The organism is Saccharopolyspora phatthalungensis (assembly GCF_014203395.1).
Lineage (GTDB): Bacteria > Actinomycetota > Actinomycetes > Mycobacteriales > Pseudonocardiaceae > Saccharopolyspora > Saccharopolyspora phatthalungensis.
This window is the reverse complement of sequence record NZ_JACHIW010000003.1, coordinates 1-19,435: the sequence shown is the minus strand read 5'-3', so window position 1 is coordinate 19,435 and position 19,435 is coordinate 1. Positions and strand designations below refer to the sequence as shown.

The following is a 19,435-nucleotide window of genomic DNA, read 5'->3' as shown; positions in this document are numbered from 1 at the left end:
GCGGTGCCGCTCCGGTTGCCGGATGTCCGCTAGGAATATGCCCGTCCAGACTGCACCGGGCACCAGGCGTGCATCCCCGTGACGCTGTGGCCGAATGGTCAACGGCCCCAGCATCTTTCGGGTGTTGCGTGGCGCTGAGGCCTGGACCGCAGCACCGCCCGATGAGAATACGCCGCGGCGACGCTGGTTGCGAGGTCAAAAACCCGGCGCGCCTGGGCAACCCGGCCGGACGCCGGGATCAGGAATCCGGCGATTTCGGTTCGCGTCCGATCACCACGACCAGCGCGAACAGGACGAGCGCCAGACCGGCCAGTCCCAGGCCCAGGGTAGCCGCGGCGGCGAGCGCGCCGACCAGCAACGGACCGCCCGCATCGCCCAGCTCGCGCCCGACCTCCGCCGAACCCATCGTCTGGCCGAGGCGTTCCCGCGGCGTCGACGCTGCCAGGTGCGCGAAGCCCAATGGCGTGACCACCCCGGTACCGAAACCGATGGCGACCGCGCCCACGAGGATCCCGAGAATCCCGGGCACCAGCGCCGCCACGAGCAGTCCGGCCACAGCCGCCGCGAGACCGCCTGCCATGCCGGGAACATCGGGCAGCCGCCCCGCATCGCGCAGCCGTCCGACCCACGGCTGCATCAGTGCGGCGGTCGCGGCCAGCACCGATACCGCCGCGCCCGTGAGCAGCGGGCCCAGCCCATTGGCCGCGCCGGCCACCGGCAGGAACCCGACACCCACCGCCAATGCGGCGGTCGCGCCCGCCAACGCCGCGGTCGGCCGCAGGAACCCGGGGGCGGTGAGGCGGCGGGTCAGGTCCAGCAGGGTCTGACGGGCCCGCGGTAGCGGCGGCACCTTCGGGACGAACAGGGCCGCCCAGGCGAGCACCGCGACCGCAAGCCCGGCGAGCGTGCCGAAGAGCAGGTCGAACCCGCCGATGGTGATCAGGACCCCGCCCAGCACGGGGCCGAGCGTGTAACCGAGGCCCTTCCACGCTCCGTAGCCGCCGAACGCACGGCCGTGTCGCGAATCCGGCGCCAGCCGGGCGACCAGCGCGCCGGCGGCCGGGGAGAAAGCGGCGGCCGCGGCACCCTGCCCGAAGCGGGCCAGCCCTACCGCCGCCGGGTCACCGGCGAGCACGAATCCGGCCGAGGCCGCCGCGAACCCGAGCAGCCCACCGAAAAGCACCGGTCGCGGCCCGATCCGGTCGGCGACCGCGCCGAAAACCGGCTTGAGGACGATCTCGGCGCCGTCGTAGACGGCAAGCAGCAGACCCAACGTGAGCAGCGAGGCGAAGCCGGTGTAGGCGCCCAGCCCGGCGGCGATGCTGTGCGCGCCGAAGGCGGTGACGAATCCCGCCGCGTAAAGCGGGAAAATCTGCCCGGCACGCCGACCGGTCACCGGTTCGGTGTCCGACATCCGGACATCACCTCATCGTCCACTGTGGTACGTCCGATCACATCTGGTGCAATGCCTGGAAAACCTGCTCCGTGTAGTCGGCCAGCCGGTCGGCGCAGTGCTGCAGTTGCTGCTGCGCCTCGGTGGCCGCCGGGGCGCCGAACACGTCGCGCGCCTTGAGGTCGCGGTACCAGCGACGCAGCCGCTCCAAGCTCTGCTCTTCCTCTTCCAGCTCGGCCATGGTCAGCTTGTTGTTGCGCAGTTCCTTGTCGATCTCGGCGTCGAACTTGCCGCAGTCGGCGAGGAACTCCGCCCACTCCTCCTGCCGCTCGGCGGTGAACATCGCCGTCAGCCGCGCCGCATCGGGTTCCTTGCGCCCGGTTGCCGCCAGCACGACGACCTCACCTGAGCCCCGCTCGGCGAGCTCGATCGCCCGCGCCACCCCGGCGGCCACACCGGGCACGTCCGGCAGCGCCCAGGTGCCCTGACCCAGCGAGAGCGCCCCGACCCGACGCAGCTCCCGCCACACCGCCACCCGGTGCCGCGAGGGCTGCGCCGGCAGCCGCACCACGAGGACCAACCACCGCATCGGCTGTTCCACTGTCACGCGGCCGAATGTATCACGCGTTACATCATGCCTTTGCCTGCGGCACCCACTTCGACGTGCACGATCCACAACACCGCCGGTGGCCGGGCCCTGGTCTACCGGGTCGTCGCCATGAAGGCATTCGGCTCCCAAAAGGGCGTTTACGGTCAAACCCGCTGGCGGGTTTTGACCGGTACGCCGGGGTTGTTCGGACGCCGGCGGGACACCGGAGTGACATCCCCCATATGGACAACAATGGACGGCTTCATTCGAACCCGCGTGCGGTAGCGTCGTTCGCATGTCCAACCCGCCGTCTTCGCCCGCCCAGGCCTACGAACTGTTACTGGAAGGCAACCGGCGGTTCGTGGAGAACACGCGACTGCACCCGAACCAGGACGCCGACCACCGCGCCGCCCTGGCACCGGGCCAGCGGCCCTTCGCGGTCCTTTTCGGCTGCTCCGACTCCCGGCTGGCCGCCGAGATCATCTTTGACCAGGGCCTCGGCGACCTGTTCGTGGTCCGCACGGCGGGGCACGTCATCGGCTCCGAGGTGCTTGGCAGCATCGAGTACGGCGTCAGCGTCCTCGGCGCCCCCCTGGTTGTGGTGCTCGGGCACGACTCCTGCGGCGCGGTCACCGCCGCGCGGGCCGCCTGCGTCGAAGGCACCGCACCGCCTGGTTACATCCGGGACATCGTGGAGCGGGTGACGCCGAGCGTCTTGTCCGCCCGCGCCGACGGCACCACCGAGGTCGACGAAATCGTGGACGTGCACATTCAGCGCACCGGTGACCTGATGCTGGAGCGGTCGACCCTGCTGGCCAACGAGGTGGCCGCGGGCCGCTGCGCGGTGGCCGGACTCTCCTACCGCCTCGCCGAGGGCACCGTCCGGCTCGTCGGCAGCCACGGTCCGCTGTCGCCCACGGACTGACCCACCAAGCCCGGGGATCCACTGTGGTCACACCGGCCACGTCCACTTCGGACAACGCCGGTCGCTGCGACAATGCTCGGGGCGGCTCGCTCCGGTCAGCCGAACTCGGTCGATCACGTTAGCCTGCGAAGGCACGGGTCGGGCGAAAGGATCCAGCCGCGTGACTGTCCAGCCGCGTCGAGTCCTACTGATCAGCGCCACCATCGGCGAGGGGCACAATGCGACCGCCCGCGCCGTCGAGGAGGCGGCCCGGCGGGTGTGGCCCGGATGCGAGGTGGCCTGGCTGGACGCCCTGCGCAGGATGGGCCGATGGGTGCCCGCGACGTTCAACTGGATCTACGTCACCAACGTCGAATCCACGCCGTGGCTCTACGACTTCTTCTACGACTCGCTGTGGCGCTACCGCTGGTTCGCCAACGCCTCCCGCCGGTTCGTCGGCGCCTGGAGCGGGCGGCTGCTGCACCGGGCCATCGCCGAGCAGGACCCCGACCTGATCGTCTCGACCTACCCGCTGGGCACCGCCGGCCTCGACTGGCTGCGCCGCCGGGGCGGGCTGAACGTGCCGGTGGCCGCGGTCGTTTCGGACTTCTCGCCGCATCCGTTCTGGGTCTACCCGGAGATCGACCTGCACTACGTGATGAGCGAAGCCAGCCTGCGGGCGATGCGGCGCGCCGAGCCTGACGCCGTGGGCGCGGTCTGCGTGCCTCCGGTGGTCTCGGCGTTCCAGCCTGCCGACCGGGCCCCGCTGCGACGGTCGTTCGGGTTGCCGGAAGCCGGTTTCACGGTGCTGATCTCGTGCGGCTCGTTCGGGTTCGGCTCCGTTGAGCGCGCGGTGGATGCCGCGCTGCGCGCCGACGGCGTCGATCGCATTGTCGTCGTCTGCGGCCGGAATGCCGCGTTGCGCCACCGCTTCGCCGACCGCTCGGACGACCGGATCGTCCCGCTGGGTTGGGTGGATGACATGCCCGGCCTGGTGGCGAGCTCGGACGTCGTGGTGACCAATGCCGGTGGGGCCACGGCCCTGGAGGCACTTGCCTGCGGGCGGGCGGTGCTGATGTTCGAGCCGATCGCCGGGCACGGGCGCGCGAACGCCGAGCTGATGGCCGAGGCCGGGCTGGCCGAGCTGTGCCGTCGGGAGCGCGATCTGACCGAGACGCTGCGCCGGTGGGCCACCGAGCCGCACGAGCTCGCGCAGCGGGAACACCAAGCGCTCAAGCACAGCCTGGCCGCCGACTTCGCCGAGCAGGTGGCCGCGCTGGCCCGGCTGCCTCGCCACCACGGCCGTCGCCCGCTGCGACCGCAAGACGCCTTCTTCGTGTACGCCACGACTCCCGCCGTCTCGCAACAGACCGGCGCGATCCTGTCGCTGGAAGGCTCGCGACAGTCCACGCATGACTGGTGCGAACGCATCTCCCGGCGAATCCACCAGGGCGCGGCGGAATTGCCTTTGCTCACCCGGCGTCTGGCGCTGCGCCGCGGTCGTAGACCACAGTGGATTCACGACGGAGAGATCGACGTCGGCGATCACCTGCGGTGTTGCGAGCTGCGTGACGGGCACCGCGCCGACCCGATCATCCGCGAGTTCTTCAGTACTCCGGTGCGCACCGATCGGCCGCCGTGGGAACTGCTGCTGCTCAACGACATCGACACCGGGCGGGCCTCGCTGCTGGCGAAGATGCACCACGCGCTCGGCGACGGCGTCGCCGTGACCAGCACTCTGCTGCGGCTGCTTTGCGAGCACCCGCCGCCGACAACCTCGCCGAGCCGCGGCGGCGGTCCACCGTGGCACCGCCGCGCCGGGAAGGTCCTGCGCGGCCTGGTGAGCCTAGCCCGCGCGGGGCCGACGCCGGCCAGCCGTTGGGCGGGCCGAAGCACGCCGAACCGGTCCTTCGCCCACGTAGCGCTGCCAGCGGCCGAGGTGCGCGCCTGCGCACGCGCGCACCAGGTGACCACCTCCGCATTCGTGATCGGCGTGGTCGCCGAGACACTGCAGCGCACGCTCGGCGACACCGCACCCGGCCAGCGGTTCCGGATCATGGTGCCGCGCACCGCCCGCACCTCACGCGGCGGCATCGGCACCGACGCGCCTGGCAACCACACCCAGTCGCTGTCGATCGACCTCCCGGTCGGGCCCATGCCGCCGGATCGACGCATCGCCGAGGTCGCCGCCCGACTCGCCGAGCCGGACCGCACCGGTCAGCCAGCCGCTACCGGTGCGGTGCTCGCGACCCTTGGCCTCCTGCCCGCCCCGTTGCACGCTTGGTTGGTGCGGCAGCTCTACCAGCGTCGTTTCTTCAACGCCGTCGTGTCCGTGCTACCAGGACAACGCCGCCCGGCCTACCTGGGCCAGGCGTGCATCGCGAGTGTCCTGCCGGTGCTGTCCCTGGCCGACGGCGTGGGGGTGGCCGTGGGGGCGATCGGCTGGGGCGATTGGATCGGGTTCGGTATCACCACCGACACCGGGCTGGCCCCGGACGCCGTCACGCTGGCCGCGCACCTCCGCGACGCCTTCGCCGACCTGAGCGGAGTCCGGCGGTGAACACGCAAAGCACCGAGCTCGTCATCGCCGTTCCAACGGCGATCGTCGGCGCGGCGAGCTTCGGGCTGGCCAGCGCCATCCAGCACCGCGTCACCAAGCAAGTGCCCGAGGTGCGCACGCTCAGCCCCCGCATGCTGTTCGCTCTGGTCCGCAAGCCGATCTGGGTGCTCAGCATCCTCACCGTGATCATCGGGTTGTCGTTGCAGGTGGTGGCGCTGGCCTTCGGCCCACTGGTGCTGGTGCAGCCGTTGTTGGTCACCTCGGTGCTTTTCGGCGCCGCGTTCGCCGCGTGGCTGGGGCATCGCAAGATGGACCTGGTGCTGGGGCTGGGCGCGCTGGCCTGCATGGGCGGGTTGTCCGCGTTTCTGGTGCTGGGGCGGCCGTCCGGGCAGGGCAGCGAGTTCACCGGGGCATCGATCCTGCCGTTGGCGCTTGCGCTCGGGCTGCTGGTCGTGGTGTCGCTGGTGGCGGCCCGGTTGTTGCCCGGCGAGGTCGGGGTGATCGGCTTGGCGGTGGCCACCGGCGTGTTGTACGGGGTGACGGCCAGCTTGATCAAGGTGGTGGCCGGGCACTTCCGCAGCGGCGGCCTGGCCGAGCCGTTCCAGCACTGGTCGCTCTACGCGGTGTGCGTGATCGGACCGATGGGGTTCCTGCTCAGCCAGCAGACGCTCCAGCGGGGCAAGCTGATATCGCCGGCGCTGGCGGTGATCACCACGGTGGATCCGCTGGTGGCGGCCGCGATCGGGGTGAGCTGGCTCGGCGAGCGCATCGAGTCCACCCCCTCGATCCTCGCCGGTGAGCTGATCGCCGTTGTGGTGATCATCGGCGCCATCTTGGTGCTGACCCGCCGGGGCGAGCAGTTGCGACGGGCCGCGGAGCAGCCCGACCGCGACGGCGACTCGTGGGATACGACGTGGGGCTGACCGAGCGTGAAGGTTTTGCCGTGCGCGGGCGCACGGCGCTGGTCACCGGCGCGTCCTCGGGGATCGGCGCGGCCACCGCGACCGAGCTGAACGCCCGGGGGTGCCGGGTCCTGCTGGTCGGTCGTGACGAGCACCGACTGGCCGAGGTCGCCGAGCGCACGGGCGGCGAACCGGTGCACGCCGACCTCACCGATCCGGCCGGGCTCGACCGGGTAGCCGGAGCCGCCGGAGCCGCCGACCTGCTGGTGCACAGCGCGGGACTGGGCTGGGCAGGCGAGCTGACCGCAATGCCAGCGGAGCGGATCGCGCAACTCACGGCGGTGAACCTGACAGCACCGATGCTGCTGACCCGCGCTGTGCTGCCCGAGCTGCGACGACGCCGCGGGCACGTCGTGTTCGTCGCCTCGGTCGCCGTTGTCGGCGTAGCTGGCGAAGAGGTGTATTCGGCGACCAAGGCCGGCCTGCGGGCCTTCGCGGCCAGCCTGCGCTATCAGGACGGCATCGGCGTGACCACAGTGTTCCCCGGCGCGGTGCGGACGCCGTTCTTCGACGGTCGCCACTACGAGCGCCGCGTCCCACGGATGGTCAGCGCGCAAGAAGTGGCCCGGGCACTGGTGCGCGCCGTCGAGCGGGGCGCGGCGGAGGTGTTCGTCCCGAAGTGGCTCATCGTGCCCGCGCGGCTGCAGGGTGCGATGCCGAAGACATTCCATCGCCTCGCCCGCCGCTTCCGCTGACAGCGCGCGGCTTCACGCCGCGGCTGCGGGCTTGCCGAAGCGCACCCGGATGCCCTCGCCGCGCAGCTCACGGCGGAACCACAGCAGTGAAGCGACCGCCGCGACGACCACCAGTGAGAACGAACCGGCGGTGCTGACCACCAGGAAGCTTCCGAGAGTGGCCTGCGCCAACGCCCACAGCGTCGTCAGCCCGTTGACGATGAACACCAGCGCCCACAGCAGCGACACCCGCCGGAAGAACCGCTGGATCCGCGCATTTCCGGTCAGCTCAACCGGGAGCAAGCAGAAGTCGTTGGCCAGTTTGGCCAGAAACGTCCGCTCGAACGGCAGCGTGACCAGCAGGACCGCCGCGATCAGGAAGTTCTGCAGGCTCGGCTCCAGGAAGTACACGAACGTCGACCCGGTGGCGAAGCCCAGCAGCGTACGGGCCACCAGGACCAGCGCGGTCAGCCACAGCACCATCGGGATCTTCGCGCGCACCACCAACCGGAACGCGATCGAGGCCGCCACCCAACCCAGCGCCGCCAGCAGGCCGCCGGTGAAGCCGGTCAGCTTGAACAGCAGGTAAAACAGCAGCAGCGGCGCCAGCACCGTCTCTGTCAGGTTCTTGGCGGCGTGCCACAGGTGGGCCGGGAGTCCGTGCAGATGAACGGTGCGGTGGTGGTTGTGCATTGGTTCCTCGCGGTCGGGCTGCTGCCTCGCCCGTAAGTCGGGGACATCCTGCGTCAAGGTACCCGCTCCCCGCACATCGGCCTACCCGCGCAGCGCGCGGATCGACTCGCGCAACGAGCCCAGGGTGGCCAACACGGCGGTCGGCTCGTAGCCGCAGTGTGCCATGCAGTTCGCGCAGCGCGGATCTCGCCCACGCCCGTAGGCCGACCAGTCGGTGTCGGTCAGCAGTTCTTGGTAGCTCTTCGCGTAGCCGTCGTTCATCAGGTAACACGGCCGCTGCCAGCCGTACAGCGAGTACGACGGGATCGCCCAGGCCGTGCACCGGAAGTCGACCTTGCCCTCCAGGAAGTCCAGGAACAGCGGAGAGTGGTTGAACCGCCACTTCTTGCGCCGCCCGTCGGCGAAGACCTTCCGGAACAGCTCGCGCGTCTCGGTCACGCCGAGGAAATGATCCTGGTCGGGGGCCTTGTCGTAGGCGTAGGCCGGCGACAGCATCATCTGGTCGACCGCGAGGTCGTTATTGAGGTACTCCAGCACCTCGATCACCGACTGCGGGGTGTCTGAGGTGAAGAAGGTGGAGTTGGTGGTGACCCGGAACCCGCGCCGCTGGACCTCCTTGATGTTGTCCACCGCCTGGGCGAACACGCCCTGCTTGCACACCGACGCGTCGTGCCGTTCTTCCAGCCCGTCGATGTGTACGGCCCAATTGAAGTACGGCGATGGCCGGAACTTGTCGATCTTGCGCGGCAGCAGCAAGGCGTTGGTGCACAGGTAGACGAATTTCTTGCGCTTGATCAGCTCTTCGACGATGACCTCGATCTCGGGGTGCATCAGCGGTTCACCACCGGCGATGGACACCACCGGGGCCCCGCACTCCTCGACGGCGGCGACGGCCTGCTCGACCGGCATCCGCTGCTTGAGCACGCTCGCCGGGTGCTGGATCTTGCCGCAACCCGCACAAGCCAGATTGCACGCGAACAGCGGTTCCAGCTCTAGTGTCAGGGCGAACTTGTCGCGGCGGGCGAGCTTCTGCTTCAGTAGGTAGGCGCCGATGCGGATCGCTTGGCGTACCGGAATGCCCATCAGGACACCTCCTCGGGTGCGGATCGGATCTCCGGCAGGACGGTGCGGCCCCACCGGGGCAGGCATGAACCGACGGCGTGCAGCCGGGCGCGCGCGGCCAATGCCCGGCTCGGCGTGCCCGGCCGGAGCAGCGGTTGCCGGTCGGTGTCGACCACCACCCGCACGACGCCGAACGGGCGTCCCCGAGCGGCTTGGGCGAGCACGGCCGACTCCATGTCGGCGGCGAGGGCCCCGGTCCGGGCCAACTCGGCGCGCTGGGCACCGTGCACAACGTGGTCGGTAGTGACGATGGACCCGCAACGCACCGGCAAGCCCGCGCAACGCAGTTCCGAGGCCAGCGACGGCGCCCACGGGCAGCACACGATGCCGCGCTGTCCGCGAAGCTCGGCGGCCACGATCACGTCGCCGCTGCGGACGTCGGCGCTGACGCCGCCGGCGAACCCGGCGACGACCAGCACATCGAAGTCCGCATCAATGAACGCAGCAGCACTGCGGGCGCTGCGGCGCGGGCCGAAGCCCGTGCGGCGCACGCACTTGCGGCCCACGGCCGCCCGCAGCGCTCGGGCTTCGAGGCCCAGAGGCGCGCAGACCAGGAGCCGAGTGGGCATCTCACCCCGCCGCACGGTGGTACCTCCCCAACGCGGTGAGCGGGAAGATCACCCGGTACAGGTGGTAGTTGATGTAGAAGTCGCCGGGGAACCCGGTGCCGGTGAACTGCGGCTCGTCCCAGCCGCCGTCCGCGCGCTGGGTGCGGGCCAGGTACTGCACCCCGCGACGCACCGCTTCGGTCCCGTGCCGGTCCACCGCGAGCAGGGCAAGCAGCGCCCACCCGGTCTGCGACGCCGTGGAATCGCCCCTGCCGATCCACGCCGGGTCGTCGTAGGAGCGCAGGTCCTCGCCCCAGCCGCCGTCGGCGTTCTGGTGGCTTTCCAGCCACTTCACCGCCCGCCGCAGTGCTCGGTGACCGGGTTTGAAGCCCGCCCGGACCAAGGCAGGGACCACGGCGCCGGTGCCGTATACGTGGTTCGCGCCCCAACGCCCGAACCAGGAGCCGTCCTTCTCCTGGTTGTCCAGTAGCCACTGCACGCCCCGCCGCACGACGCGGTCGTCGTGCCCCAGCGCCGCTAGCGCCTCGACCACATGCGCCGTTACGTCGGCCGACGGCGGGTCGATCACCTCGCCGAAGTCGCAGAACGGCAGTTTGCGCACCAACGAGCGGGTGTTGTCCGCGTCGAAGGCGCCCCAGCCGCCATCCTTCGACTGCATGCCGCGCAACCAGCGGATGCCACGTTCGATCGCACTACGCACCGCCGCCGGATCCGAGTGGTCCACACGGTTCAACGCGAGCAGGACTTCGGCGGTGTCGTCGATGTCCGGGTAACCGTCGTTGTCGAATTCGAATGCCCAGCCGCCACCGGCCGGCAGGTGCGGGCGGCGCACCGACCAGTCGCCCTTGACCTGGATCTCCTCGGCCAGCAGGTAGTTGGTCGCCCGGCGCAGCGACGGGTGGTCGGCGGGCGCCCCGGCGTCGCTTAGCGCCTGCATGGCGAGCACGGTGTCCCATACCGGCGACTGGCATGCCTCCAGCCGCCGCACCGGACCGGCCGGGGTCTGCTCGCGGACCAGGAAACCCTCCAACCCGGCCAGTCCATGCCGCAGCACCGGATGGTCCAGCGGGTAGCCGAGCAGGTTCAGCGCCAGCAGCGAGTACACCCAGGGCGGCTGGATGCCGCCCCAGGATCCGTCGGCCTCCTGCCGGGCCACGATCCACTCCGCCGCGCGCAGCATGGCGTGCCTACGAATCGTCTTAAGTGGACGTTGTTGGTACCGGCGTAGAACCCGGTCCAACGAATGGAAGGCGAATTCCCATGACCACTGTGGACGAATGGGATCGCCGGACCGTCCGGTGCGCAGTTCGCGCACGCTGATGCCGAGGTCCCGACGCGGCCGCAACGTGCACACCACGGTCAGCGGCACCACCGTCTGGCGCGCCCAGCATCCCCAGTCCGAGACGTTCAGCGGGAACCACTTGGGCGCCAGCACGAGTTCCGGTGGCATGGCAGGCAGTTCGTCCCAGGACCATTCGCCGAACAGCGCCAACCAGATCCGGGTGAACACCCGGGTGGCTTCCAACCCGCCCTGGGCAAGGATCCAGTCCCGCGCCACGACCATGTGCTCGGCGTCGATGTCGTCGCCAGCGAGCTTGAGTGCGGTGTATGCCTCGACCGTGGTCGACAGGTCGCCGGGGCCGCCGTAGAAGTTCGCCCAGGTACCGTCTCGGCGTTGCTGCGAGCGGATCCAGCGGGCCGCCTGCTCGGTCTCGGCGGCCGTGCGGATGCCGAGGAACTGGCGCAGCAGCAGGTCCTCGACGTCCATCGTCACGTTGGTCTCCAACTCCCCCTTCCACCAGCCGTCGGGGTGCTGGAGGGAAAGCAGGTAATCGCGGGCGGCGTCCAGCGCGGTCCGCGCTTCGGCAACGGCGATCGCGCCGACGGGCTGCTGCAACTGATCGGTCAAAGCTTCCTCCGTACGATGAACTCGGCGAGCTCGGTCAGGGATTCGGACGCCCCGTGCGGGCCGCCGGGCAGGTACTCGTGGGCGGCGGCCAGCCTCCGTTCGCACTCCTGGCGGGTCCAGTCGGCCGAACCGGCCCGCTGCACCATTTCGGCGGCCTCGTGCAGCTGGTCCTCGCTGAGCGGTTCGGCCTGCGCATACAGCTGGTGCAGCCGGTCGCCGGCAGCGGTCCCGGAGCTCAACGCGTGCACTACCGGCACCGACTTCTTGCGGGCGCGCAGGTCGGACAGCACCGGCTTGCCGGTGATCCCGGGATCGCCCCACAGGCCGAGCAGGTCGTCGACGAGTTGGAAGGCCATCCCCACCTCGGTGCCGAAGGCGTGCAGCCGGATCACGGTTTCCTGCTGCGCGCCAACGTAAAGCGCGCCGATTGAGGACGCGCAGGCGAGCAGTGCGGCGGTCTTGTCGTGCGCCATCCGCAGGCATTCGTCGAGCCCCACCGTCGAGCGGCGCTCGAAGTCCAGATCGGCGGCCTGACCGGCGATCAGGGTGCGGGTCGCGGTGGACAGCGACCGGGCCGCTTGCGCCGAATGGCTCGATGTCGACTCCAGCAGGACGTCGGTGGACAACGTCAGCAGCGCGTCTCCGGCCAGCAACGCCGCCGGCCGCCCGAAGACGGTCCACGCGGTCGGCCGGTGGCGGCGGGAGGTATCGCCGTCCATAACGTCGTCGTGCAGCAGGGAGAAGTTGTGCACCAGTTCCACCGCTGCCGCCGCCACGACCGCGTCCCCCATCGCCACGGGCTCGACGCTGCGTGCGGACAGCAGCACCATCGCCGGTCGCAGGGCCTTGCCGCCACCGCCGTCCGGGGAGCCGTCGGCGTTGCTCCAGCCGAAGTGGTATTCGCATACGCGGCGCGTGTCCGGGTCGAGTCGGTCCACTGCCGTGCGCAGTACCGGATCCACGGTCTCCCGCGCTGTGAGCAGGGCGGGTGGCAGGACGGTCGTCATGCGGTCACCTCCACGCCATGTTGCGATCGCTGGTCCAGGTCCACTACCTCGGCAGCGCGGGTGCCGCTCAATACCGCTCCCTCCGTCGTGTCGGGCCACCCGGTGCCGGTCCACGCCCCGGCCAGCACCAGGCCGGGCACCGCGGTGCGGGCCGGCGGCCGGATCGCGGCGGTGCCGGGTGCCTGCCGGAAGGTGGCGTTCGGTTCGCGGGTGACGAAGAAGTCGAGCACCCGCGCGTCGCGGGCGCGCGGGAAGACCTGCTGCAGCGCCGGCAAGAAGAGCTCCCGCAGATCATCAGTGCGCGCGTCGATGTGTTCTTGCGCGGCCGACAGCGAGATGGCCAAGTATTGCCCGCGGGGAGCGCCCGAGATGGCCGTCCGGTCGAAAACCCACTGCACCGGCGAGTCCAACACAGCGGCCATCTCCCAACCGGTCACCCGGCGGTCGTAGCACACGTGCACGTTGACGATCGGTGCCGCCGACAGCCGCTCCCACGCCGCCGCCCCCGGCACCGGTAGTTCTGCCAGGAGCGCCGCCGCCGCGCGATGTGGCACCGCTACGACCACCGAGTCCGCGGCGATCATCGCCTCCCCGCTGTTCTCCCGCACGGGAATCTGAAAACCCGTGTCCGAGCGACGGATCAGCTGGGCTTTGCAGCGCAACCGGACGTCGACGCCGACCGACAGCAACGCGCGCTGGGCGGCCTCACCGTGCAGTTGCCCCAATGGCAGCTGCGGAATCGCGATGTCGGCGGTGTCTGCGGCATCCAGTACGCCGGTTCGGAACACCTTGGTCGCCAACGCCATCGAGGAGTTTTCCGGCTCGGCGTTGAGCGCCGCCACCGCCAACAGGCCCCACAACGCGTCGACGGCGCGCGGAGACTCGCCGCGCTGCATGAGCCACTGCCCGAGACTGATGTCGTCGAGCGCAGGGTCGGCCGGGTCGAGGCGCCGAAGCGCCAGCGCGGTCCGCGCCACCCTGGCGCGTTCGGACATCGTCAACATCCGGTACCCCAGCAGGGCGGGGGTCAGGTGTGCCGGTGCCGGGAGATTCCACCGCCGCAACACCGATGAGCGGCCATCGGGGCTGAGCACCGGAACGCGGAAACGGGGTTGCATGCTGATCGAATCGGCCACCCCGAGCCGCTGCAACAGTCCGATATAGGCGGTGTAGCAGCGCAGGAACACGTGCTGTCCGGTGTCGACCACGAGTTCGCCGCGCGCGAAGGAATACGTCGCTCCGCCCAGCCGCGGCCGGCTTTCCAGCAGCTTGACCTCGAAACCCAGTTCGGCGCAGCGCAGCGAGGCCGTCACCCCGGCCAGCCCGCCACCGACCACCACCACCCGCCCGCGGCTCACGGCGCCATCCCCGCCAGCGACCGCGCCGCGACGCCCGCCTTCCGCCAGCCGGACAGCACGGTCCGCTGCTGCAACGCGGCCCGCGGGTCGGCGGCGATGCGGGCCAGCAGTTCGTGGTAAATCCCGGCCATTGACGCGCAGCACGCTCGGCTGCGCCGATCGAGCATGGGCAGCAGCCGCAGCCCTTCGTCGTACCACTGCTCGGCGCGGACGGCTTGGAAGCGGATCAGCTGGTCCCAGCGCACCGGGTCCTCGACGTAGCGGTTGCCCGGCTCCAGCCGGACGCCGAACCGCTCCAGGTCCTCCACCGGCAGGTAGACGCGTCCGGCCAAGTGGTCCTCTCGGACGTCGCGCAGGATGTTGGTCAGTTGCAGCGCGATACCAAGCGCGTCCGCGCGTCGCTCGGCCGTGGCGAGATCGATGGGGCCGAACACGCCGAGTGACAGCCGCCCAATCGAGCCAGCCACGCACCGGCAGTAGTGCAGCAACTCGTCGAAGGTGCCGTAACGCACGCCGCGGACATCGGCCTCGCAACCGTCGATGAGCTCGTCGAACGCCTCCAGCGGCAGCGGCAGGCGCGCGGCGGAGTCGCCGAGCGCTACCAGCACCGGGTCGGCGGAACCGACGCTGACCGCGTGGATCGCCTCGCGGGCCTGCTTGAGCCTCTGCAGCTTCTCCTCCCGAGACAGGGCGCCGTCGCCGATGTCGTCGACGCGCCGGGCGAAGGCGTAGACCGCCGAGAGCGCGCGGCGCTTCGGACCGGGCAGCAACCGGATCCCGTAGGAGAAGTTGCGCGCCTGTGCCCGGGTGATTCGCTCGCACTCGGCGTAGGCGTCCCGGATCCGGGCCCATTCGGTCACCAGGTGCCTCCCAACACGTACAACCGCCCCCATTCGGCGAAGGTGCGTCGCCGGCCCGGCCGCACGTCGACCCGCAGCGGATCGTGCTTCGCCGCGGCGAACGCGGCGGCGGTGGCGCGCCCGCCCGCGACGTAGCCGGCGACCGCGACCCGGGCCATCCCGGAGAGCTGGCCGACCAGCGGCGCGCCCGCGTCGAGCATCCGGCGTGCGCGGTCCACTTCGTACTTCACCAGGCCGCGCAGCCTCGTCGAGGCGCGTTCGCCGGTCAGATCCGGCTCCTGGCAGCCGAACCGCCGCATGTCGTCGGTCGGCAGGTACACCCGGCCCTGCTGGAAATCCTCGGCGACGTCCTGGCAGTGTTCCAAGACCTGCAGCGCGCTGCAGACGTGGTCCGACAACGCGATCAGCGGCGGCTCGGCCCGGCCGAAGACGTACAGCACCGCTTCCCCCACCGGATTGGCCGACAGGGCGCAGTAGTCGAGCAGGTCGGGAAAGCTACGGTAACGCCGCACCCGCTGGTCCTGCCGGTTGGCGTCGATCAACTTGACCAGAACGTCGAAGGGGATGGCACACTCGGCAACCGTGGGTGTCAACGCACGCAGCATGGGAATGCGGGCAGTTCCCTGGTAGACGCGTTTGAGGTCGATCTCCAGGAAGTCGAGCAGCGCACCTCGGTTCCCGGGTGCCTCGTCCCCGGCGTAGTCGACCAGGCGGAAGTAGCCGTACAGCGCCTGCAGGTGGCGCCGCAGCCCGTGCGGCAGGATCCGCGCGGCGACGGGAAAATTCTCCGATCGCATCCGGGCGAGCACCGCCGCACTGCGCGGAAAATCACCCGAACGTGGCACATCGTCCGAGTGTCCGGAATCCCCGCCGGACAACGCGCTATCAGGCAGCGACAACCCCATGGATCCTCCTATCCGCCGACCAGGAGGCGCAACCGGCATCGTATGAGCACCTTTGCGGCACCGCAGGGTGAGCAACGCGGCACCGCGTTTCCCGTGATTCGAGCCGGTGTTCGATCGTTCGGCCACCGTCTTCCATATTGGACAACGCGGTCGCCGGAAAGACGCCGGATCGATCTGAACCGACCACAGTGGACCTTGACGGGACCTTAGTTGACGATAAGGCGGTGATCCGCGCTTACCAGCGGGATCGGCCCCGATGCGACCCCCTCGGCTGGGCCGGGCCACGCCGCGAGGTCGCCGCCGTCGCCCATGGCCTCGACGCGCTCGGGCTCGACCGGGGGCGAGCGGATGTTGATCGCGATATCCAAACGCCCCGGGAACTGGGTCTGCGAACTCGGGGCCGCCCACCTCGGCGCGCTCCCGTGCACGCTCTACGACACGTTGAGCACCGAGCAGATCCGGTACATCACGCGGCACAGCGCGGCATCGGTGGTGGCGCTGGAAGGCACCGAGCAGTGGGACCGGTGGCGCCCGGTCATCGACGATCTGCCAGACCTGCGCACCGTGGTGGTGTTGAACCGGCGATTATCCCGTCCGGCGAACCCCGGTTCGTCAGAGAAGCTCACCGATGCCGCAACCCCAGACCAGGCCCTGTGCGCTGTCTACACCTCCGGCACGGCCGGCGCTCCGAAGGGCGTCGTGCTCTCACACCGCAACGTAATCCACCAGTCGGTCATGCTGGAAGTCGTTTTCCCGCGGTCAACAAAGACGACTCGTTCAGAGCAGCGTCGTCGCTCGGTTTCGGGGTGCTCGATTCGAGCGGTTCGCAGGCTACTCGTTGACGGGGTGGCAATCGACCGGCAACAGTGATGACCATGAGCACCGGCGCCAGGCGGCAGCGACTGGAACCGGATCAGCGGCGGACCCAGATCCTGGCAGTCGCACGTCGGCTGTTCGCCCGGGGCAGTTACTCGTCGGTGTCCACATCGGACATCGCCAGGGCCGCGGGAGTGACCCGGCCGCTGATCAACCACTACTTCGGCGGCAAGCGCCAGCTGTACCTGGAAATCGTCCGGGAGATGCTGGTGACGCCCGGCTCGGTCAGCGAAGACCTGCCGCGCACCACCCCGCGGGAGCGGATCGCGATCGTCGTGGACCGCTGGATCGACGTGGTCGACCGCGATCGGGAGATGTGGCTGTCCGCGATCGACGAAGGCATCGGCCGCGACGAGGACCTCGACCGGGTCCTGCTGGAGTCCGACGAGATGGCCGCGGACCTGGTGCTGGAGGCGGCGATGATGACCGATGTCGTCGAGGGCCGCGAGCAGCTGCGGGCGATGATCCGCGCCTACGGCACCATGCTCAAGGCCGCCTCCCGCGAATGGCTCGTCCGCGGCACCCTCAGCCGTGGCGATCTGCACATCCTGCTGACGCAATCGGCCCTGCATCTGCTGCAAACCGTGTACCCCGCGGTGCGCGACCAGGCTCCCCTCGACCAGGCGACCTGAGGACCTCAACAGTCCGCAGCCACGCATCGACCGCAACCGCATGCAGATGCCCCTGGTGCGCGTCGAGGGCCGCTGGCTCATCGACGACATCAAGCTGCTCTAGCCCGTGATGACCGGAACCAGGTGGGCGCGGGCGAAGGCGCGGGACTGCGCATCGTCGTTCTCGGGGATGCAGCCGGACGGGGTGAGCAGCATCGAGTGGGCCAGCCGCACGAAGACCTCCGCGGCGGGCTCCGGATCGAAGCGGCGCAGCCGACCGGCCGCCTGATGCCGACGCAGCTTCTCGGCGAGGTAACCGCGCGCGACCGCCAGCACCGGACCGGCGTCGGCAGTCAACCCCGGCAGCGCCGCAGCCGGTTCGAGCGTCAGCAGCCGGTTCAGCAGGAAATGCCCACGCAGACCGGTGACCACCGCGACGAAGCACTCGACGGTCTGTTCGGCGGGGTCTTCGATGTGATCGATCCGCCCGTCCAGCCAGGCGAGGAAGTCGCGGACCTCGCGCAGCAGAACGGCCGCCACCACCGCGTCCCGGTCCGGATAGCGCCGGTACACCGTCGCGCGCCCGAGCCCGGCTCGGCGGGCGATGTCATGCATCGTGGTCCGCCGGATCCCGACTTCCTCGATCGCCGCCCGCGCCGCGTCCAGCACCCGGTCACCGCCCGGCTCGGCGAACGGCCGGCGCAAGGCGTCTTCCAGCGTGCCCGAGGTCATGTGGCCACCGGACAAGCCTGCTCGTCCCGGCGCTTGGCCTGGTACCGGTGGAACGACTCCGGGCCGAGATCGGCGATCTCGTACCCGCCCGGATAGGACAGCGGGTCCGGCTCCACCGGGCGGGAATCCGGCCGTGGTGGGCCCATTCGCACCAGCCCGGCGCGGACCTTCAACGCCAGTTCGGCGGTCCGGCGGCCAAACGACGAGACCCGCGGGAAGCCGAAAGCGGTCAGCAGGTGCGGCTCCATCAGGAACCGCGCCGCCCGCACCACCCCCGGCGACAGCAACCGCGGGTACCAGGTCCCGAACAGGTGGAGCGTGGCGTCGGCGACCCGACGGCCACCGGCGTCGAAGCCGAAGTGCTCGCGCTCGTAATCGTCGAGCAGCCGCTCGAACTCCGCGTAGGTCTCCGGGATTCCGGTCAGCTTCATGCCCTCGCCGAGCAGCCGCATGGTGTTGGTCAGTGCGCGGACCTCGCGGGGATGCAGCCGCCGCCAGCCGAACTGCTCGATCCAGCGCACCGGCGTGACCACGAGCGTCGACAGGGTGTAGACGTAGTCCTCGTTGCTGATTTTGAAACGGCCGTGGATGGCGTTGAGCTGTTCCAGCGCCTGCCGCCCACGGTCGCTCCCGGTGCCCCAGTGGAAGATCTCGAACAGGATCAGCACGGTGTCGTCGTAGCGCCGCTGCGTGCTCCTGGTGAATTCGCCGGTGCGGTCCAGCAATCGGCCGATGCTGGGCACCGCGTAGGTGCGGAACAGCGCGAACTCCAGCGCTTTGGTGATGTCCCAGGGGAATTCGTACTCGGCGAGCAGCCGGTAGATCTGCTCGCAGTCGCGGTCGGGGTCGAGCGCGAGAATCTGCTCCAGCCGGTCGAAACGCTTCATTGCGCAGCACCTCGTCTCGGGCCCGTGTTTGCCGCGACCGTAGCGAGCTGCGAGACAAATCGTCAACGGCCGTCTCAGTGTTCGCCCGACCGGGGCAAGGAGGCGCTGCGGCGCTGCTCGCGTCGCCAAAATCGACCGAAAGTACCGCTCCGGTGCCCCGACGATCGCCTCGGCCCGAACGGCCTCGGCTACTGATGTCTCAGCGATCAGCGCTTGGTCGCCTCAGGACCGTCCAGTTCATCGATGGTCGCGATCGAGGGCCGTTCCGTGCGTTGGAGGTCGAGGGCCACGCTTTGCGCGTCGCGGAGCACGCGCACGGCGTTGTGCCAGGTGAGTTTGGCGAGGTCGGCCGCCGACCAGCCCCGGGTCAGCAGTTCCGCGATCAGGTTCGGGTATCCGGCGACGTCTTCCAGCCCTGCCGGGGTGTAGGCGGTGCCGTCGTAGTCGCCGCCGATGCCGATGTGATCGATGCCCGCCACCTCGCGCATGTGGTCGAGGTGATCGGCGACGGTCGCGACGGTGGCCACCGGTCGCGGATTGGCCGCCTCGTGAGCGCGCAGCGCCGCCAACGCCTCGGGCGTCGTCTCCAGCGGGTGAAAGCCCTGCTCGCCGAGCACGGCCTCGGCTCGCTTGCTCCATTCGATCGCCGCGGGCAGTACGAACTTCGGCACGAAGGTCGCCATCGCCACACCACCATTGGCGGGCAGCGCGGCCAGCACGTCGTCGGGGATGTTGCGCGGATGGTCGCAGACGGCCCGAGAGGAGGAATGCGAGAAGATCACCGGTGCGCGGCTGGCCCGCAGCGCGTCCCGCATGGTCTCGGG

At 70.1% G+C, this 19,435-nt stretch carries 19 protein-coding genes; 6 read left to right on the top strand and 13 right to left on the bottom strand.

The window, feature by feature from the left end:
- Nucleotides 1–238 precede the first annotated feature (238 nt).
- Both BJ970_RS35410 and BJ970_RS35405 read right to left on the bottom strand, forming a co-directional pair.
- Nucleotides 239–1,414, bottom strand: coding sequence for an MFS transporter (locus BJ970_RS35410; protein ID WP_184732681.1), 1,176 nt, complete (start codon nt 1,412–1,414; stop codon nt 239–241).
- A gap of 37 nt (nt 1,415–1,451) precedes the next feature.
- A complete protein-coding gene (locus BJ970_RS35405) occupies nt 1,452–2,000 on the bottom strand; it encodes a Chromate resistance protein ChrB (RefSeq protein WP_312864643.1) in 549 nt (182 codons plus the stop codon).
- 277 nt (nt 2,001–2,277) lie between these two features.
- On the opposite strand from BJ970_RS35405, the gene BJ970_RS35400 reads away from it, so the two are divergent.
- The 4 genes from BJ970_RS35400 to BJ970_RS35385 all read left to right on the top strand — a co-directional run bounded on the left by BJ970_RS35400 (nt 2,278) and on the right by BJ970_RS35385 (nt 7,103).
- Nucleotides 2,278–2,907 (top strand): carbonic anhydrase, encoded by a 630-nt coding sequence (locus BJ970_RS35400; protein ID WP_184732679.1) that lies wholly within the window; start codon nt 2,278–2,280, stop codon nt 2,905–2,907.
- 160 nt (nt 2,908–3,067) lie between these two features.
- Nucleotides 3,068–5,446, top strand: coding sequence for a wax ester/triacylglycerol synthase domain-containing protein (locus BJ970_RS35395; RefSeq protein WP_184732677.1), 2,379 nt, complete (start codon nt 3,068–3,070; stop codon nt 5,444–5,446).
- On the top strand, nt 5,443–6,369 hold the full coding sequence (locus BJ970_RS35390; RefSeq protein ID WP_312864642.1) for a DMT family transporter: 927 nt from the start codon (nt 5,443–5,445) through the stop codon (nt 6,367–6,369). Before BJ970_RS35395 ends, BJ970_RS35390 begins: the two co-directional genes overlap by 4 nt.
- A gap of 20 nt (nt 6,370–6,389) precedes the next feature.
- Entirely contained in the window at nt 6,390–7,103 is a 714-nt protein-coding gene (locus BJ970_RS35385) for an SDR family NAD(P)-dependent oxidoreductase (protein WP_312864641.1), read from the top strand.
- A gap of 12 nt (nt 7,104–7,115) precedes the next feature.
- On the opposite strand, the gene BJ970_RS35380 is transcribed toward BJ970_RS35385, so the two are convergent.
- The 8 genes from BJ970_RS35380 to hpnC are packed head-to-tail and all read right to left on the bottom strand — an operon-like array spanning nt 7,116 to nt 15,505.
- On the bottom strand, nt 7,116–7,832 hold the full coding sequence (locus tag BJ970_RS35380) for a VC0807 family protein (RefSeq protein WP_246472187.1): 717 nt from the start codon (nt 7,830–7,832) through the stop codon (nt 7,116–7,118).
- Between the two features lie 24 nt (nt 7,833–7,856).
- On the bottom strand, nt 7,857–8,858 hold the full coding sequence (hpnH, locus tag BJ970_RS35375; protein ID WP_184732673.1) for an adenosyl-hopene transferase HpnH: 1,002 nt from the start codon (nt 8,856–8,858) through the stop codon (nt 7,857–7,859).
- Nucleotides 8,858–9,466 carry a phosphorylase family protein gene (locus tag BJ970_RS35370; protein WP_184732671.1) on the bottom strand — a complete coding sequence of 203 codons (609 nt, stop codon included), beginning with the start codon at nt 9,464–9,466 and terminating at the stop codon, nt 8,858–8,860. Before BJ970_RS35370 ends, hpnH begins: the two co-directional genes overlap by 1 nt.
- A 1-nt stretch (nt 9,467) precedes the next feature.
- Complete coding sequence (shc, locus tag BJ970_RS35365) at nt 9,468–11,375, bottom strand: squalene--hopene cyclase (RefSeq protein ID WP_376775188.1); 1,908 nt, start codon at nt 11,373–11,375, stop codon at nt 9,468–9,470.
- Nucleotides 11,372–12,382 (bottom strand): polyprenyl synthetase family protein, encoded by a 1,011-nt coding sequence (locus BJ970_RS37455; RefSeq protein ID WP_221468581.1) that lies wholly within the window; start codon nt 12,380–12,382, stop codon nt 11,372–11,374. The genes shc and BJ970_RS37455 overlap by 4 nt, the downstream gene beginning before the upstream one ends.
- Entirely contained in the window at nt 12,379–13,740 is a 1,362-nt protein-coding gene (gene hpnE / locus BJ970_RS37450) for a hydroxysqualene dehydroxylase HpnE (protein ID WP_312864640.1), read from the bottom strand. Before hpnE ends, BJ970_RS37455 begins: the two co-directional genes overlap by 4 nt.
- Entirely contained in the window at nt 13,737–14,600 is an 864-nt protein-coding gene (gene hpnD / locus BJ970_RS37445; protein WP_312864639.1) for a presqualene diphosphate synthase HpnD, read from the bottom strand. Before hpnD ends, hpnE begins: the two co-directional genes overlap by 4 nt.
- Complete coding sequence (gene hpnC, locus BJ970_RS35355; RefSeq protein ID WP_184732664.1) at nt 14,597–15,505, bottom strand: squalene synthase HpnC; 909 nt, start codon at nt 15,503–15,505, stop codon at nt 14,597–14,599. The genes hpnD and hpnC overlap by 4 nt, the downstream gene beginning before the upstream one ends.
- Nucleotides 15,506–15,853: 348 nt before the next feature.
- Between hpnC and BJ970_RS35350 the strand changes: the two genes are divergently transcribed.
- On the top strand, nt 15,854–16,375 hold the full coding sequence (locus BJ970_RS35350; RefSeq protein ID WP_221468579.1) for an AMP-binding protein: 522 nt from the start codon (nt 15,854–15,856) through the stop codon (nt 16,373–16,375).
- A complete protein-coding gene (locus BJ970_RS35345) occupies nt 16,375–17,013 on the top strand; it encodes a TetR/AcrR family transcriptional regulator (protein ID WP_376775187.1) in 639 nt (212 codons plus the stop codon). The genes BJ970_RS35350 and BJ970_RS35345 overlap by 1 nt, the downstream gene beginning before the upstream one ends.
- Nucleotides 17,014–17,112: 99 nt before the next feature.
- Here the strand turns inward: BJ970_RS35345 and BJ970_RS35340 are convergent, their stop codons facing one another.
- The 3 genes from BJ970_RS35340 to BJ970_RS35330 all read right to left on the bottom strand — a co-directional run.
- Nucleotides 17,113–17,724 carry a TetR/AcrR family transcriptional regulator gene (locus BJ970_RS35340; RefSeq protein WP_184732660.1) on the bottom strand — a complete coding sequence of 204 codons (612 nt, stop codon included), beginning with the start codon at nt 17,722–17,724 and terminating at the stop codon, nt 17,113–17,115.
- Nucleotides 17,721–18,611 carry an oxygenase MpaB family protein gene (locus tag BJ970_RS35335; RefSeq protein ID WP_184732658.1) on the bottom strand — a complete coding sequence of 297 codons (891 nt, stop codon included), beginning with the start codon at nt 18,609–18,611 and terminating at the stop codon, nt 17,721–17,723. Before BJ970_RS35335 ends, BJ970_RS35340 begins: the two co-directional genes overlap by 4 nt.
- A 206-nt stretch (nt 18,612–18,817) precedes the next feature.
- Nucleotides 18,818–19,435 (bottom strand): dipeptidase (locus BJ970_RS35330; protein WP_184732656.1); only part of this gene is annotated, 618 nt, incomplete at its 5' end.